This is a genomic window from Paraburkholderia kirstenboschensis (assembly GCF_904848585.1).
GTDB classification, from domain to species: domain Bacteria; phylum Pseudomonadota; class Gammaproteobacteria; order Burkholderiales; family Burkholderiaceae; genus Paraburkholderia; species Paraburkholderia kirstenboschensis.
The window spans coordinates 23,033-38,821 of sequence record NZ_CAJHCR010000016.1 but is presented as its reverse complement, the minus strand read 5'-3'; the positions used below and the strand labels follow the sequence as shown (position 1 = coordinate 38,821).

The window sequence follows — 15,789 nt, the reverse complement described above, 5'->3', positions numbered from 1 at the left end:
GGTTCCGGTATGTGTAGGGAATAGGCTGAAATGATAGCGGATTTCGCTTGCGCCAGCCGACGGCCGCTTTGTCCATTTGCTCGTCGCGGCTATTGCAACGGCTCTGGCGGCTGAGGCCAGGCTTCGTCAGTCAGCGAGCCGCCCGCCGCTGATCCGCTCGATGCCTGCAAGATCGCGCTCCGATTGGACCTGCGTGAAACCTTGCGCGACCAGAAGCGCGCGCACGGCTTCAGCCTGATCGTAGCCGTGCTCCATCCACAGTACGCCGTTCGCGGCGAGACGACGAGGCGCGCCAGCGACGATCGCACGGATCGCGCTGAGGCCGTCGGCTTCGTCGGTGAGCGCGCCGCGCGGTTCATAGCGCAGATCGCCCTGCGACAGATGGGGGTCGCCGCTCGCGATATACGGCGGATTGCTGACTATCACGTCAAACCGAAGTGACGCGTCGAGCGAGTCGTACCAGTCGCTTTGTGCGAATGTCACGGCGCCGCCTGGCCGTTGCGGATCGAGCAGACGAGCGGCGTTGCGCGCGGCGACGGCGAGTGCCTCCGCCGAACGGTCGAGCGCGCTGACTTGTGCGTCGGGACGCATCGACGCGATCGCCACCGCAATCGCGCCTGTGCCGGTGCCGAGATCGAGCACGCGCGGGCGTGCGAGGTTTTCCATCGCGATGAGTGCCGTTTCGACCAGCAATTCGGTTTCGGGACGGGGAATCAGCACATCCGGCGTGACCTCGAATTCAAGCCCGAAAAATTCGCGGATGCCGACGAGTTGCGCCACCGGCTCGCCCGCTACGCGACGCGCTTGCAATGCCAGAAAGCGCTGAACAGATGCGCTATCGAGCGCTTCGTCGGCGCGCGTGATCAATTGCGTTTGCCGCCAGCCGAGCACATGCGTGAGCAGAATCCGCGCTTCCAGCGGCGGAAGCGGCGAGGCGCGCAACAGCGCGGCGGGCGTGGCCGCACTGTCGCGATCGGCTGGCGCGTTCGACGTCATGGGTGCTTAGTCCGCGTCGCCGAGCGAGGCGAGCAGCTCGGCCTGATGCTCGCTGACGAGTGCACCGATCAGTTCGTCGAGGTCACCGTCCATGATCGCGTCGAGGCGATACAGCGTCAGATTGATCCGATGGTCTGTCAGACGTCCTTGCGGGAAGTTGTAGGTGCGAATCCGCTCGGAGCGATCGCCGGAGCCGATCAGGCTCTTCCGGGTGGCGGCTTCCTTTGCCTGCTGCTCGTGCGACTGCTTGTCCTTGATGCGGGCCGCCAGCACTTTCAGTGCGCGGTCTTTGTTCTTGTGCTGTGAGCGGTCGTCCTGACATTCGACGACGATCCCCGTCGGCAAATGCGTAACGCGCACGGCGGAATCCGTCTTGTTGATGTGCTGACCGCCGGCGCCGGACGCGCGGAACGTGTCGATGCGCAGATCCGCCGGATTGATTTCGACCTCGCCGATTTCGTCCGCCTCGGGCATCACGGCCACCGTACACGCGGACGTATGAATGCGGCCCTGCGTTTCCGTTGCCGGCACCCGCTGAACGCGGTGGCCGCCGGACTCGAACTTGAGCTTCGAATAGGCGGCTTCGCCAGCGATTCGCACGATCACTTCTTTATAACCGCCCAGGTCCGATTCGCTTGCCGACATCATTTCGACCTGCCAGCGATTACGCTCGGCATAACGCAGATACATACGCAAAAGATCGCCGGCGAAAAGCGCGGACTCGTCGCCGCCCGTCCCCGCGCGAATTTCGAGGAAGATGTTGCGGTCGTCGTTCGGGTCTTTCGGCAGCAGCATTTTCTGCAATTCGCCGCCGAGTTGTTCCATCCGCTCGCGGGCCGCGCGAATTTCCTCTTCGGCGAACTCGCGCATGGAAGCATCCGACAGCAGTTCCTGTGCGGTGGCAGCGTCGTGCATGGCCTGGCGCCAGAGCGCGTATTGCTCGACAACCGGCCCTAGCTCGGCGTGTTCGCGCGTGAGCTTGCGATACTGGTCGAGGTTCGCTGTGATGTCCTCTCGGCTCAACAGGTCGTTAAGTTCGGCCAGCCGGGTAGTCAGCTGGTCGAGCTTGCGTTGCATGCTCGTTTTCATCAGGCGGGTATCGGAGCGGGCTCCGGCAGGGACGACAACTAGGGAAGTGGGCGGATGCCCGGGGCAGAAGCACGTCGCGGGCCACTTGCGGGTGGCGCGGACAGGCGGCGTGCGCGCCGCTAACGCTCGGTGGAGCCGGAGTGCTTGTAGAACCCGCTCATCAACTCGATGAGCGTGTCGCGGTTCTCGCCGCTCGCGCGGTTCAGCGCGTGGGTCGGACCGTGGATCAGCTTGTTGGTGAGCGATTGCGACAGCGCCTCCAGCACCGCGGCCGGATCGTCACCACGCGCGAGCATTTTTTGCGCGCGTTCGACTTCGGCGCGGCGCAGCACGTCGGCTTGCGTATGCATATGACGGATCACCGGCACGATGCTGCGCGCCTCGAGCCACTGCATGAAATTCTGCACGCGCGTTTCGATGATCGCTTCGGCCTGCGCAACCGCGGCCTGCCGCGACGCATTGCCTTCGCGGACGATTGCGCCGAGGTCGTCGACGGTATATAGGAACACGTCTTCCAGCTTGCCGACTTCCGGTTCGATGTCGCGCGGAACCGCCAGATCGACCATGAAAATAGGCCGATGGCGGCGCGCTTTCACCGCGCGCTCCACTGCGCCGAGACCGATGATCGGCAACGTGGAAGCCGTGCACGACACGATGATGTCAAACTCGTGCATGCGAGTCGGCAGGTCGGACAACGGAATGGCGCGGCCGTTGAAGCGCTCGGCGAGCCGCGTGCCGCGCTCAGCCGTGCGGTTGGCGACCACGAGTTCGCGCGGTTGCTGCGCGGCAAAGTGCGTGGCACACAACTCGATCATTTCGCCGGCGCCGATAAACAACACGCGCTGGTTCGACACCTTGTCGAAGATGCGCTGCGCTAGCCGGACGGCGGCTGCGGCCATGGAAACGGACTGCGCGCCGATTTCGGTCGTGCTGCGCACTTCCTTCGCGACGGCGAACGTGCGCTGGAACAACTGGTTCAGATAGGTGCCGAGCGCGCCGGCTTCAGATGCCGTGCGAACGGCGTCCTTCATTTGTCCGACGATTTGCGTCTCACCCAGCACCATTGAATCAAGGCCCGAAGCGACCCGAAACGCGTGGCGCACGGCTTCGGACTGCGGCAGCGCGTAGACGTGCGGCGCGAGTTCCTCGATGGGCAGGTTGTGGTAACGGGACAGCCACTGGATCGCAGCTTCGCGCACGGCCTGGTCGTCGGTCGCGCAGTAGAGTTCGGTACGATTGCAGGTGGACAGAATTGCCGCTTCAGGCGCCGTGCGGGCCGTGGCTCCGAGCCAGACGCTTTTGAAAGTGTCCAATGCAGGCTTGATCTGTTCGAGCGGAAACGCCACGCGTTCGCGCAAGGCGACAGGCGCAGTGTGGTGATTGATTCCGATCGTTAGGAGCTGCATTCTGGGGAGCTATGGTTTAGCTCGATATTATAGCGTTTTCACGATTCTTACATTGTGACGCGCGGTCAGCCGGGCGTGGCAACTGCTTCCGGCGGGAATGCGTCCAGTTGATAGCCGTAGCCGTACAGCGGTGTCAGCGAATAGCCGAGTTCCGGGCGCAGTTCCAGCTTCGACCGTACGCGCGACGCATGCGTGTCTACGGTGCGCGACTTTACGTCGCGGCGGCGCGCCCACACGGTTTCGAGGATGTGCGCCCGCGACACGGGCCTCGACAGATTGGAGAACAGCAGCAGCGCGAAACGGAATTCCTTCGGCGTCAGCGTAACCGTGCGGTGACGGAACGTGACGGCGAAGTTCGCGGTATCAAACTCATAGCCGCGAATCACGTCGTGCCGGCGATTGGGCGGCCGGCGCAGTCCCGCGCGTCGCAGCAGCGCGTCTACTCGCGCGAGCGTCTCGGGCCCACGGACCGGTTTGGTCACGCAGTCGTCGGCGCCCGCGTGGAGCACGGCGACGATCTGACTTTCGCGCGGCTCCGTCATCAACACGATAACCGGCAGGCTTGGCAGGATCGCGCGGGCGTGCGCGATTACGTCTTCGGCTGAATGATCGCCGGCCCAGTTTTCGGTGATCAGCAGATCGAAGAACTGATCTGCGGCCTGTTCGAGGAAGGGGGCGCTGGTCGTGAAGTGCTGACACACGTGGCCGCCGGCGAAAACAAGCCGTGTGACCAGTTTGGCGTGACTCGTATCCGGCTCGATAAGGGCGATTCGCATGGGCGCGTTGAGCTCGACGACGGCCGGGAACCAGGCTTTTCCGTAAGGCCTACAGCTTGCCTAACGTCACCCCGACCCCTAAACTCAACCGCTGTGCGGAAAGCGCCGTGCTGATTTTTTTAAGAAAGAGACAAAAATGCTAGCTGTCGTCGAGCCTCGCGCCCATGAGACAAATCCGAAACTGCGCGAGACCGGCCGCTAATGGGCTGGCCCGGAATCGTAGTGCTGGGAGCAGCAATCGGTTTCGCGGGGTGGTGGTTGCATCCGCTGCGCCGCTTGAACCGCTCGAGCCGCGCCCGCTTGTGGGTGGCGGTACTTGCCGGGATAGTGGGCGCGAGCGTCGCGCGTATGGCCGGCTATGTAATTGGCCTTTTCCATGACGGTGAGACGCTCGAATGGCCTGTTTGCACGGCCGTCGCCATGATCGCCGTCGCCGTGACGGTCGGCTTGCTTTCCCGTCGATGAATATTTGCAGGTGACTTCCATGAATGCCCGACTTCCCCATACCTCTCCCATCCCCGAACGGCTCGCCACCTTGCGCAGCGCGATGGCGCGCGAAGGCGTCGCTGCTTACCTGGTGCCGTCGGCGGATCCGCATTTGTCCGAATATCTGCCTGGGCGTTGGCAGGGGCGGGAATGGCTTTCCGGGTTCACCGGCTCGGCGGGCACGCTCGTCGTCACCGCAGACTTCGCGGGCGTCTGGACGGACAGCCGCTATTGGGAGCAGGCCAACGCGCAACTGGCCGGCACCGGCGTTCAGCTCATGAAAATGACGGGCGGTCAGCAAACCGCGCCGCATTTCGAATGGCTCGCGCAGAATGTCGCGCCCGGCGGCGCGGTCGGTGTGGACGGCGCCGTGCTCGGCGTGGCGGCAGCGCGGGCCCTGACCCAGGCGCTCACGGCGCGCGGAGTGAAGCTGCGCACCGACGTCGATCTGTTCGACGCGATCTGGCCGCAGCGTCCGTCGCTGCCGGCTGCAGCGGTGTTCGAGCACGCGGCGCCGCATGCAAGCGTCGCGCGTTCGGAAAAGCTTGCGCAGGTCCGCCGGGCAATGGCGGAGAAGGGCGCGCAATGGCACTTCATTTCCACGCTCGACGACCTCGCGTGGCTGCTGAATCTGCGCGGCGCCGACGTCAGCTATAACCCGGTCTTCGTGGCCCACGCTCTGATCGGCGAAAACCGAGCGTCGCTTTTCATTGCCGACGGCAAGGTGCCGCAGGCGCTCGCCGAGGCACTTGCACGCGACGGCGTCAGCGTCGAGCCGTATGCGAAAGCCGCCGAGGCACTCGCTGCGCTGCCCGGCGGCAGCACGCTGCTAATCGATCCGCGCCGCATTACATATGGCTCGCTGCAATCGGTGCCGTCGACGGTAAAAGTAGTCGAGGCAGTCAACCCGTCCACGTTCTTCAAGTCGCGCAAGACCGAGGCAGAGGCCAGGCACGTGCGCGAAACCATGGAGCAGGACGGCGCCGCGCTCGCGGAATTCTTCGCGTGGTTCGAAGGCGCACTGGGCCGTGAGACGATCACCGAGCTCACTATCGACGAACGTCTGACCGCGGCGCGCGCGCGTCGTCCCGGCTTCGTGTCGCTTAGCTTTGCGACCATTGCCGGCTTCAACGGGAACGGTGCGATGCCACACTATCGCGCCACCAACGAGTCGCATGCGGTGATCGAAGGCAACGGCCTGTTGCTGATCGACTCCGGCGCGCAGTATCTGAGCGGCACGACCGACATCACGCGGGTCGTGCCGATCGGCACCGTCAGCGACGCACAGCGGCGCGATTTCACGATCGTGCTCAAAGGCACCATGGCGTTGTCGCGCGCCAGGTTTCCGCGCGGCATCCGTTCGCCGATGCTCGACGCAATCGCTCGCGCGCCGATCTGGGAAGCGGGCGCCGATTACGGTCACGGCACCGGTCATGGCGTCGGCTATTTCCTGAACGTGCACGAAGGCCCGCAGGTGATCTCGCACTACGCGCCTGCCGAATCGTGGACGGCGATGGAAGAAGGCATGATCACCTCGGTCGAACCGGGCATTTATCGGCCGGGCAAGTGGGGTGTGCGCATCGAGAACCTCGTGCTGAACGTGCCCGCCGGCCAGACGGAATTCGGCGACTTCCTCAAGTTCGAGACGCTGACGCTTTGCCCGATCGACACGCGTTGTCTCGACCTGTCGCTGTTGCGCGACGACGAGCGCGCGTGGCTGAACGACTATCACGAGACGGTGCGCGCGCGTCTGTCGCCGCATGTTTCCGGTGACGCGAAGGCGTGGCTCGAGCTGCGCACGCAGCCGGTGTAAGGGCCGCAACCGCAACCGCAACCGCAACCGCATAGCTACGGAGAGCGCATGGCCATCAAGGCAGTCGTGTTCGATTTCGGCGGCGTGCTGATCGACTGGAGTCCCGAATATCTTTACCGGCAACTGATTCCGGACGAAGCCGAGCGACGCTGGTTCCTGACACACGTCTGCTCGATGGATTGGGTGATTCGTCAGGACGGCGGCCAGCCGATCGTCGAGGCGACGGAAGAACTCGTCGCCCGGTTTCCCGATCACGAAGCGCTGATCCGCGCGTTCTATGAGCGCTGGCACGAGATGGTGGCCGGCGTGCTGGAAGACGGCGTGGCGATCATGGAAAAGCTCGAAGCCGCGGCGGTCCCGCTTTTCGGTCTGACGAACTGGTCGGCTGAGACCTTTCCGTATGCGTGGGAGCACTACCCGGTGCTGCGGCGCTTTCGAGACATTGTCGTCTCCGGTCGCGTGGGGCTGGTGAAACCCGATCCGGCGATTTTTGCGGCAATGCGCGAGCGGATCGACGCGCAACTGCCTGGCGTCGAGCCGGGCGAATTAGTGTTTATCGACGACAACCCGAAGAACGCCGCAGCCGCCACCGCACTCGGCTGGCATAGCGTGCATCACACGAACGCCCCCCAAACAGAAGCGAAACTGCGCGAACTGGGTTTGCCGGTCTGACGAGGTAGGTGCCGCTCGCGCTCCAGGCAGTACGCGGTTTGCGTTAGCGGTTTTGCCGCCGCGAGTCGCGCGGGCGTCGGTCTCGGTCTCAGCTTCGGCCCTCACCAGTACCGCGCTTCTTCTTGCGCGAAGTCTACTGCCCGAGCAAATTCTTCAAAGCGTTACCCAATCCCTTCACGGTTTCTCCCGCGCCTTTCGCCACGCCTTCCACACTGACGCCCAGCGCTTTCGCGAAGCCTGCGGCGATGCGAGTCGTCAAGCCTTCCTGTACTGAGAATTTCGGATCGCGTAAGTTGCCGTCCAGCACGAAGTGCAGCGTGATGTCGCCGTTGCGGGCCTTCAGTGCGGCGACCGCGGCTTTCGTCGGAATGGACATGAACGTATCGAGCGGACTGCCGGTGTCCGCGAGTTGCAGCTGGTGTACCGTGATCGTGCCCGGCGCATGCAGCTGATAGTTGCGCACCGACGACTCGATGCTCAGATCAACCGTGCCGCCCGTCACTCGCGCCTCGGCCCCGGCTTTCTTCACGAGATAAGGATCGAGCATCACGACGTCGACGCCGCGCAGTGTGCTTGTCGTTTGCGAATCCTTGCTGGCGATCTTGATCCATCCGCCAAATGTGACCGTGCCCGTGTGCGACGGCCCTTTGATCGAGCCGCGGACATTAACGTTGGTCGGCTCGGTGAGGGCCGGCAGATGAACGTTGTCGACCGTCGCATTTGCGTTGCTCACCGTCACCTTGTAGGCGGGCGGACCGACGGTCATGTCGTAGAAATGGAAGCGACCCTGCTCCAGGCTGATGTGATCGACCTGTTTTTCGCGCGGCGTGGAGTGCGCGGCGGCACCGCTCGCCTCGTCGTTGGCGTTGCTGACCGACTGTCGCAAATTTGGCAGCAGGCGGATCGTGCCGGTTTGGGTGCGCAGCACCGCAATATCGAAACCGCGTACGACGACACTGCGAACATGCATGCGCCGCGCAAGCAGGTCGCGGATGTCCGGCGTGAGAATGATTTCGTCGGCTCTCAATGGATCGCCGGCCGGCCAGCCCGGCGGCGCCTTCAACCGTACGTTGGTGAGATGGACCGAGGTCAGGCCGACGTCGATGCTTTGCGCGCTGCCCAGCGGACCGAGCGCCGTTACCACGCGCTCTTTCACTTCATGCTGCGCGTATTGCAGCCCGCCGAGCGCAATGACGACGAGCACGACGAGCACGCTGCCCACGGCAACGATCCAGCGTTGGCCCTTCGACATTGCCATGCTTGCCTCCTCGTCGCCGTGTGCGCGGCGTGGCTGTCACGGATGCGCGCGTCGTGACGCGTTGCGCGAAACGACACGTAGCACGCCCAGGGAAGCAATGGCTGTGCCCCGTCGCCAGGCCGCCGACGTGTGGCGTTTGTGGCTGCTATAGAGCCGATATTTGCTGCCAAGCGAATCGGGGTGCTGCCGACGCGGGCCGCGTGAAGCAGCCCACCTGAAGCAACCCGCCCGTCTCCCGACGAGCAGGCGCAGCTGCTTTTTACGCGGCAAGCCTTAGCGCGTAATCGGCTTGTAACGCAGACGCTTCGGACGAGCGGCTTCTTCGCCAAGGCGCGCACGCTTGTCCGCTTCGTACTCCTGGTAATTGCCGTCGAAGAACGTGACTTGCGAATCGCCTTCGAACGCGAGAATGTGCGTGGCGATGCGGTCGAGGAACCAGCGATCGTGCGAGATCACCATCACTGAGCCGGCGAACTCCAGCAATGCGTCTTCAAGCGCGCGCAGCGTTTCCACGTCGAGGTCGTTCGACGGTTCGTCAAGCAGAAGCACGTTGCCGCCCGCGATCAGCGTCTTCGCGAGATGCAAACGGCCGCGCTCGCCGCCCGACAGATTGCCGACGATCTTCTGCTGATCGCCGCCCTTGAAGTTGAAGCGGCCGATGTACGCACGCGACGGCGTTTCGTACTTGCCGACCGTCAGCACATCCGCACCGCCGGAGATTTCTTCGAACACTGTCTTCGAAGGGTCCAGCGCGTCGCGGCTTTGGTCGACGTAAGCGAGATTCACGGTCGGGCCCTTCACGATCTCGCCCGAATCGGGTTCTTCGCGGCCGGTCAGCATGCGGAACAGCGTGGACTTACCGGCGCCGTTCGGACCGATGATGCCCACGATCGCGCCAGCCGGAATCTTGAAGCTGACGTCATCGAGCAGCAAACGGTCGCCATACGACTTGGTGACGTTCTTGAATTCGATCACTTCATTGCCGAGGCGGTCGCCGACCGGAATGAAGATCTCCTGCGTTTCGTTACGCTTCTGGTAGTCCTGGCTGTTCAGTTCCTCGAAGCGAGCGATACGCGCCTTCGACTTCGCCTGACGGCCCTTCGGGTTCTGGCGCACCCACTCCAGTTCCTTCTTGATCGCTTTCTGACGTGCCGATTCCGACGACTCTTCCTGCTTCAGGCGTTCTTCTTTCTGATCGAGCCAACTGCTGTAGTTGCCCTTCCACGGAATGCCGTGGCCGCGGTCGAGTTCGAGAATCCACTCGGCCGCGTTGTCCAGGAAGTAGCGATCGTGTGTGACCGCGACGACGGTGCCGGGAAAGCGCGTGAGGAACTGTTCGAGCCAGTCGACCGATTCGGCGTCGAGGTGGTTGGTCGGCTCATCCAGCAGCAGCATGTCCGGCTTTTCGAGCAGCAGCTTGCACAGTGCGACACGGCGCTTTTCACCGCCCGACAGATGTTCGATCTTCGCGTCCCACGCCGGCAGGCGCAGCGCGTCGGCGGCGATTTCGATCTGCTGTTCGGCGCTGCCGCCGTCGGTTGTCGCGAGAATCGCTTCGTACTTTGCCTGCTCGGCGGCGAGCGCGTCGAAGTCGGCGTCGGGCTCCGCGTAGGCCGCGTAGATTTCGTCGAGTTTCTTCTGCGCGTTGAACACGTCGCCCAGACCTTCCTCAACGGTTTCGCGCACCGTCTTGTTCGGGTCGAGCTGAGGTTCCTGCGGCAGATAGCCGATGTTCAGGTTCGGCATCGGCGTGGCTTCGCCTTCGATGTCCTTGTCCACACCGGCCATGATGCGGATCAGCGTCGACTTGCCCGAGCCGTTCAGGCCGAGCAGGCCGATCTTCGCGCCGGGAAAAAAGGACAGCGAGATGTCTTTCAGGATTTGACGCTTGGGCGGCACGATCTTGCCGACCCGATTCATGGTGAAGACGTATTGGGCCATTTGCTTGCGAGACGTTGGCGACGCCGGCCGCGAGGGGGCGGGCAGTCGTGGGTGGATAGGTAACCGGTGCCACGGCGGTGTTACGGCGATGTCATGACCAGGCGGAGTGCCCGGCGCCGGCCGGCGCGGTGTCGAGCGCGGTGTCCAAGCGCAGTGTCCTGCTCACCGACGGCCGCGCGCGGGCCGTGTGCAGATGGCATTGTACTTCGGCATGAGCGCGCGGCGGCAGCGGGGCTCGCGCGGTTGCGAATTCCTGCCGGGCTCTGCGCGATTCACAGCCAGCTGGCTACACCGCCGTGTCGCGAGCACGTGCCGCTGTGATGCCGGCTGAAACTGTAGCTGCCGTCGCGGCAGCGCGCCGTCGCGCCTTCAGGCGCCTTGCCCGACAGCGACCGGGCCGGCGCATGGACCGTGTTGCCGTCGCGATTGGTGTAGGTGTTGTGATTGCTGAGATCGGCTTCGTTGGGCGTCGTACCCGGCGCCATATACGCGAATGCCGGCGACATGCCGACCAGCAGCGCGGCCAGAACAGCGACGCTGCAGCGAGCGGTTTTCAAGCCAATGTGTTGCATGATTTTTATGGATTGTTGTTATGGCCGCGCGTGTCAGTTGACCCGCCGCCCGCTTGCCGGATCGAAGAAATGCAGATGCGGGGCGGGCAGCGCGACCTGCAGCGCTTCGCCGGCCGCCGGCCGGTGCGCGTGCGGCAATCGCACCGTCACGTCGTGCTTGCCCCAGCGTCCGTGCGCGAGATTGTCCGCGCCGAGCAACTCGCATGAATCGACGGTGAGCGTTGCATGCGGCGCACCGGCCTGGCCCGGGCTCATGTGCTCGGGACGAATGCCGAGCGTCCACTCGCGTCCTTTGGCGACTTCGCGGCCAATCGACGCGACGCCGGCCAGCGGCAGTTGCGGACCGTTGCCCGCCACGTCGAAAGTGGAACCGTCGTCGGACACGCGGCCTTCCAGCAGATTCATGCCGGGCGAACCGATGAAGCCGGCGACGAACACCGTTGCGGGTCGCTCGTAGACTTCGGTTGGCGCGCCGATCTGCTCGGCGTGACCCTTGTTCATCACGATCACACGCTGTGCCAGCGTCATTGCTTCGATCTGATCGTGCGTCACGTACAGACTCGTGGTCGCGAGCCGCGCGTGCAGACGCTGGATTTCGAGCCGCATTTGCACGCGCAGACGCGCATCGAGATTGGATAGCGGTTCGTCGAACAGAAACACGGCGGGTTCGCGCACGATGGCGCGGCCCATCGCCACACGCTGACGCTGTCCGCCCGACAGCTCGCGCGGCTTGCGTTGCAGCAGCGGCTCGAGTTCGAGAATCTGCGCGGCGGCGTTCACGCGCTGCGCGATCTGCGCCCGGTCGACGCCCGCAATCTTCAACGCGTAGCCCATGTTCTCCGCCACGCTCATATGCGGATAGAGCGCGTAGTTCTGAAACACCATCGCGATGTTGCGGTCTTTCGGCTCCAGCTCGTTGACCACTTTGCCGGCGATCGAGATGCTCCCTTCGGAGATCCGCTCGAGCCCCGCGACCATCCGCAGCAATGTGGATTTGCCGCAACCCGACGGCCCGACCATCACGACGAACTCGCCGTCGTTCACGTCGACGTCGATGCCGTGCAACACGAACTGTTTGCCGTCGTAGGTTTTTTTAACGCCTTGCAGTGTCAGTGCAGCCATGCGGTTTTAGCCCTTCGTTTGCGTGTCGTTTATCTGTTGCCTGTGCGGCGTCAGTGCATTGATGCGTTGATGCGCTGGCGCGGCGAGATCATTTTTCCGCATCCACGAGTCCGCGTACGAACCAGCGTTGCATGGTCAGCACGACGGCGAGCGGCGGCAGCATGGCAAGCAGCGTCGCCGTCATCACCAGATGCCATTCCGTCGCGGTGTCACCCGACGCGATCATGCTCTTGATGCCGACCACGGCGGTCGTCAGCGACTGTTGGCTCGTAATCAGAATCGGCCACAAATATTGATTCCAGCCGTAAATGAAAGTGATCACGAAAAGCGCCGCCATGTTGGTTTTGGACAGCGGCAGCACGACGTCCCAGAAGAAGCGCATGGCGCCCGCGCCGTCGATGCGCGCGGCTTCCATCAACTCATCGGGCAAGGTCATGAAGAACTGGCGGAATAAAAACGTTGCAGTGGCCGAGGCGATCAGCGGCAACGTCAAACCGCTATACGTATTGCTGAGGTGCATCGACGAGACGACTTGCACGGTCGGAAAAATGCGTACTTCGACCGGCAGCATCAACGTGATGAAGATCAGCCAGAACGACAGATTGCGAAACGGAAAGCGGAAAAACACGATCGCGAAAGCGGAGATCATCGACACGGCGATCTTGCCGATAGCAATGGCAAGCGCCATGACGAGGCTGTTGAACAGCATGCGGCCGAACGGCGCCGCCGCGTTCCCGCTGCCGTGCGCCCAGACCGTCGCGACGTTTTCGAAGAGATGCGAACTCGGCACGAGCGAGAGCGGCACGGTGAACACTTCGTGCTCGCTCATGGTCGCCGCGCAGAACGCGACGTACACCGGAAACACCACCAACGCGACGCCGAGTATCAGCACCGCGTGACAGAAGAGGTCGAAACCGCGGCGGTTTTCGATCATGAGTATTGAACCCTGCGTTCGATGAAGCGGAATTGCACGACCGTCAACGCGACGACGATCACCATCAGGATCACCGACTGCGCGCCGGAACTGCCGATGTCGAGTCCCTGGAAGCCTTCCGCGAAAATTTTGTAGATGAGCGTGCGGGTCGACTGAGCGGGACCGCCGCCGGTCGCGGCGTCGATCACGGGGAACGTGTCGAAGAATGCGTAGGTGATGTTGATGACCAGCAGGAAGAAGCTGGTCGGCGACAACAGCGGCAGCGCGATGCCGAAGAAGCGCCGCACGGGACCGGCGCCGTCGATGGCCGCGGCTTCGATCAACGAGCGCGGAATTGCCTGCAAGCCCGCATAGAAGAAGAGGAAGTTATAGCTGACCTGCTTCCAGACCGATGCGAGCACGACGAGAAACATCGCCTGTCCCGCATTGAGCGCGTGATTCCACACGATGCCGTACTTTGCGAGCGCGAATGTGACAAGGCCGATACTCGGGTTGAACAGAAACGACCACAACACGGCTGCGATTGCCGGCGCGACCGCATACGGCCAGATCAGCAGCGTCTGATAAGCCTTCGCGCCGCGCGTGACGCGGTCGGCGCAGACGGCCAGCAGCAGTGAAATGACGAGGCCGGACACGGTGACGAGCGCACAGAAAATCAGCGTCGTATTGAACGATGACAGGTAGAGCGGATCGGCGAAAAGTTGCCGGAAGTTGGCGAGCCCGACAAATTCGCTCGACGTGCCGAACGCGTCCTGGCTTTGCGTGGATTGCCACAGCGCTTCGCCTGCGGGCCACAGGAAGAACAGCGCCGTGATCGCCAGTTGCGGCGCGACGAGCAGGTAGGGCAGCAGACTGGTGCCGAAGCGGGAGCGCTTTTCCATCGGAGATTCCCAAGGTGTGCTGCAAGCGGGTTTCGACGCGACTGCGCCGAAACCCTGCCGACTGGCTTTATGCTTTTTTTGCGCCGGGTCGCGGTTGTTCGCCCTTATTGCCGCATGGGCTGCATGGGCTGCCCTGGCCGCTACTGCGCTTAACTGCCGGCTTTTTCGAAGCGCCGCAGCAACTCGTCGCCACGCGAAACCGCTGAGTCGAGCGCCTGTTGCGGCGTTTTCTTCTCAGCCCACACCTGTTCGAGTTCTTCGTCGATGATCGTGCGGATCTGCGGCATGTTGCCCAGACGCAAGCCCTTCGTGTACGGCAGCGGCGGCTTGTTGAGCATCTGCTTGATGGCGGTGTCGCTGCCCGGGTTCTTCTCGTAGAAGCCTTGTTGCTGCGTCAACTGATAAGCGGCGGTCGTGACCGGCAGATAGCCCGTGTCCTGATGCCACTTTGCGGCGACCGGCGGCGACGACAGATACGACAGGAATTTCGCCACACCCTTGTAGACAGCCGGGTCCTTGCCCGCCAACACCCACAAGCTCGCACCGCCGATAATCGCGTTCTGCGGCGCGCCCTTCACGTTCGCGTCGTAAGGCATCATGCCGGTGCCGAAGTTGAACTTCGCGTACTTCTTGATCGTGGCAAGCGAGCCCGACGAGTTGGTGATGATCCCGCAATCGCCGCTGTAGAACTTCGAGACCGGTTCGTCCTTGCGGCCGACGTAGGTGAACGTGCCTTCCTTTTGCATGTTCTGCAGGAACTGGATGTGCTCGACCTGCAACGGCTTGTTGAATTCGAGTTGCGCGTCGGCGCCGTCAAAACCATTGTTCTTCGACGCAAACGGCGCGCCATGCCACGCGCTGTAATTCTCCAACTGGATCCAGCTTTGCCACCCCGACGAATAGCCGCACGCCATGCCAGAGGCTTTGAGCTTCTGCGCGTCGACCTGCAATTCGGCCCATGTCTTCGGCGGCTGGTTCGGATCGAGGCCGGCTTTCTTGAACGCGTCCTTGTTGTAGTAGAGAACCGGCGTCGAGCTGTTGAACGGCATCGAGAGCAACTGGCCGCTTTTGGCGTCGCTGTAATAGCTGGCGATGGTCGGCACGAACGCTTTTCCGTCGAGCGGCACGCCGGCTTGCTTGAACACTTCCGATACGGGAATGACAGCCTTCTTCGCCTGCATCATGGTCGCCGTGCCGACTTCGTAGACTTGCAGCACGGCCGGCGCGTTGCCGCTCCGGTATGCGGCGATGCCGGCGGCAAGCGTCTGGTCGTAGGTGCCCTTGAATACCGGCACGATCTTGTAATCCGATTGCGACGCATTGAATGCGTTGGCGATGTCGTTCAGACGTTCGCCCAGTGCGGCTTCCATTGCGTGCCAGAACTGGATTTCCGTGGCGGCTTGGGCCGTCTGGCTGGTGCCCATAATGCCCGCGCTCAGCACGGCGGCAACGGAAAGCGAACGGAACAGCGGCTTCAAACTCATCGATTAGTCTCCTGTGTCGATGGGAGTTGGCGCTTTAGCGCTTACTCCCGTCCCATGCAAAGCAGTCGATGGGAGTTGGCGCTTTAGCGCTTACTCCCGTCCCATGCAAAGCAGTCGATGGGAGTTGGCGCTTTAGCGCCTACTCCCATCCCATGCAAAGCGGTCGATGGGAGTTGGCGCTTTAGCGCCTACTCCCGTCCCATGCAAAGCGGTCGATGGGAGTTGGCGCTTTGGCGCTTACTCCCATCCATGAACGATGGTACGGAAGGGGCGCAATTGCGAATCGCGCGATTCTATTTGTGTTCGATGACAGTCCGACGTCGCTTTTACTGTGGCGCCGGATGCCGCAATTTAACATC

Annotated in this window: 14 protein-coding genes; 3 read left to right on the top strand and 11 right to left on the bottom strand. The window is 62.9% G+C overall.

All coding sequences use genetic code 11. From position 1 onward, the window contains the following. Window positions 1-126: 126 nt before the first annotated feature. The 4 genes from prmC to JMY24_RS29375 all read right to left on the bottom strand — a co-directional run bounded on the left by prmC (window position 127) and on the right by JMY24_RS29375 (window position 4,267). Window positions 127-996, bottom strand: a complete 870-nt coding sequence (prmC, locus tag JMY24_RS29390) for a peptide chain release factor N(5)-glutamine methyltransferase (protein WP_128595892.1) — start codon at window positions 994-996, stop codon at window positions 127-129. 6 nt (window positions 997-1,002) lie between these two features. Beyond that, window positions 1,003-2,085 (bottom strand): peptide chain release factor 1, encoded by a 1,083-nt coding sequence (gene prfA, locus JMY24_RS29385; RefSeq protein ID WP_128587803.1) that lies wholly within the window; start codon window positions 2,083-2,085, stop codon window positions 1,003-1,005. A 119-nt stretch (window positions 2,086-2,204) separates the two neighbouring features. Continuing rightward, entirely contained in the window at window positions 2,205-3,491 is a 1,287-nt protein-coding gene (gene hemA / locus JMY24_RS29380) for a glutamyl-tRNA reductase (RefSeq protein WP_201703397.1), read from the bottom strand. A 65-nt stretch (window positions 3,492-3,556) separates the two neighbouring features. Then, window positions 3,557-4,267, bottom strand: coding sequence for a response regulator transcription factor (locus JMY24_RS29375; protein WP_128587798.1), 711 nt, complete (start codon window positions 4,265-4,267; stop codon window positions 3,557-3,559). Window positions 4,268-4,468: 201 nt separating this feature from the next. Here JMY24_RS29375 and JMY24_RS29370 point away from each other — a divergent pair, with 201 nt between their 5' ends. Genes JMY24_RS29370 through JMY24_RS29360 form a run of 3 tightly spaced genes read left to right on the top strand, consistent with a single transcriptional unit; the run spans window position 4,469 to window position 7,238 of the window. Beyond that, window positions 4,469-4,732, top strand: coding sequence for a hypothetical protein (locus JMY24_RS29370; RefSeq protein ID WP_128595891.1), 264 nt, complete (start codon window positions 4,469-4,471; stop codon window positions 4,730-4,732). Window positions 4,733-4,751: 19 nt separating this feature from the next. Next, window positions 4,752-6,566, top strand: a complete 1,815-nt coding sequence (locus tag JMY24_RS29365) for an aminopeptidase P family protein (protein WP_201703396.1) — start codon at window positions 4,752-4,754, stop codon at window positions 6,564-6,566. A 48-nt stretch (window positions 6,567-6,614) separates the two neighbouring features. Then, window positions 6,615-7,238, top strand: coding sequence for an HAD family hydrolase (locus JMY24_RS29360; protein WP_128595890.1), 624 nt, complete (start codon window positions 6,615-6,617; stop codon window positions 7,236-7,238). 133 nt (window positions 7,239-7,371) lie between these two features. On the opposite strand, the gene JMY24_RS29355 is transcribed toward JMY24_RS29360, so the two are convergent. The 7 genes from JMY24_RS29355 to ugpB form a co-directional block, all read right to left on the bottom strand. After that, entirely contained in the window at window positions 7,372-8,496 is a 1,125-nt protein-coding gene (locus JMY24_RS29355; RefSeq protein ID WP_128595889.1) for a DUF748 domain-containing protein, read from the bottom strand. A gap of 273 nt (window positions 8,497-8,769) precedes the next feature. Further along, window positions 8,770-10,437 carry an energy-dependent translational throttle protein EttA gene (gene ettA / locus JMY24_RS29350; RefSeq protein WP_128595888.1) on the bottom strand — a complete coding sequence of 556 codons (1,668 nt, stop codon included), beginning with the start codon at window positions 10,435-10,437 and terminating at the stop codon, window positions 8,770-8,772. 272 nt (window positions 10,438-10,709) lie between these two features. After that, window positions 10,710-11,009, bottom strand: a complete 300-nt coding sequence (locus tag JMY24_RS29345) for a DUF3761 domain-containing protein (protein WP_201703394.1) — start codon at window positions 11,007-11,009, stop codon at window positions 10,710-10,712. A 33-nt stretch (window positions 11,010-11,042) separates the two neighbouring features. Beyond that, window positions 11,043-12,131: a sn-glycerol-3-phosphate import ATP-binding protein UgpC gene (locus JMY24_RS29340; RefSeq protein WP_201703393.1), complete on the bottom strand. Its 1,089-nt coding sequence runs from the start codon at window positions 12,129-12,131 to the stop codon at window positions 11,043-11,045. Window positions 12,132-12,219: 88 nt separating this feature from the next. Further along, complete coding sequence (ugpE, locus tag JMY24_RS29335) at window positions 12,220-13,065, bottom strand: sn-glycerol-3-phosphate ABC transporter permease UgpE (protein WP_128588296.1); 846 nt, start codon at window positions 13,063-13,065, stop codon at window positions 12,220-12,222. Continuing rightward, window positions 13,062-13,946, bottom strand: coding sequence for a sn-glycerol-3-phosphate ABC transporter permease UgpA (gene ugpA, locus JMY24_RS29330; protein ID WP_114197645.1), 885 nt, complete (start codon window positions 13,944-13,946; stop codon window positions 13,062-13,064). The genes ugpE and ugpA overlap by 4 nt, the downstream gene beginning before the upstream one ends. A gap of 149 nt (window positions 13,947-14,095) precedes the next feature. Beyond that, window positions 14,096-15,430, bottom strand: coding sequence for a sn-glycerol-3-phosphate ABC transporter substrate-binding protein UgpB (ugpB, locus tag JMY24_RS29325; protein ID WP_128588298.1), 1,335 nt, complete (start codon window positions 15,428-15,430; stop codon window positions 14,096-14,098). Window positions 15,431-15,789 lie beyond the last annotated feature (359 nt).

What these genes read in the sequence shown, in the direction of transcription:
- ugpB (WP_128588298.1), bottom strand. Translation starts at nt 15,430, where the DNA reads ATGAGTTTGAAGCCGCTGTTCCGTTCGCTTTCCGTTGCCGCCGTGCTG.
- JMY24_RS29340 (WP_201703393.1), bottom strand. Translation starts at nt 12,131, where the DNA reads ATGGCTGCACTGACACTGCAAGGCGTTAAAAAAACCTACGACGGCAAA.
- ugpA (WP_114197645.1), bottom strand. Translation starts at nt 13,946, where the DNA reads ATGGAAAAGCGCTCCCGCTTCGGCACCAGTCTGCTGCCCTACCTGCTC.
- JMY24_RS29370 (WP_128595891.1), top strand. Translation starts at nt 4,469, where the DNA reads ATGGGCTGGCCCGGAATCGTAGTGCTGGGAGCAGCAATCGGTTTCGCG.
- JMY24_RS29375 (WP_128587798.1), bottom strand. Translation starts at nt 4,267, where the DNA reads ATGCGAATCGCCCTTATCGAGCCGGATACGAGTCACGCCAAACTGGTC.
- prfA (WP_128587803.1), bottom strand. Translation starts at nt 2,085, where the DNA reads ATGAAAACGAGCATGCAACGCAAGCTCGACCAGCTGACTACCCGGCTG.
- JMY24_RS29365 (WP_201703396.1), top strand. Translation starts at nt 4,752, where the DNA reads ATGAATGCCCGACTTCCCCATACCTCTCCCATCCCCGAACGGCTCGCC.
- ettA (WP_128595888.1), bottom strand. Translation starts at nt 10,437, where the DNA reads ATGGCCCAATACGTCTTCACCATGAATCGGGTCGGCAAGATCGTGCCG.
- JMY24_RS29360 (WP_128595890.1), top strand. Translation starts at nt 6,615, where the DNA reads ATGGCCATCAAGGCAGTCGTGTTCGATTTCGGCGGCGTGCTGATCGAC.
- JMY24_RS29345 (WP_201703394.1), bottom strand. Translation starts at nt 11,009, where the DNA reads ATGCAACACATTGGCTTGAAAACCGCTCGCTGCAGCGTCGCTGTTCTG.
- hemA (WP_201703397.1), bottom strand. Translation starts at nt 3,491, where the DNA reads ATGCAGCTCCTAACGATCGGAATCAATCACCACACTGCGCCTGTCGCC.
- prmC (WP_128595892.1), bottom strand. Translation starts at nt 996, where the DNA reads ATGACGTCGAACGCGCCAGCCGATCGCGACAGTGCGGCCACGCCCGCC.
- ugpE (WP_128588296.1), bottom strand. Translation starts at nt 13,065, where the DNA reads ATGATCGAAAACCGCCGCGGTTTCGACCTCTTCTGTCACGCGGTGCTG.
- JMY24_RS29355 (WP_128595889.1), bottom strand. Translation starts at nt 8,496, where the DNA reads ATGGCAATGTCGAAGGGCCAACGCTGGATCGTTGCCGTGGGCAGCGTG.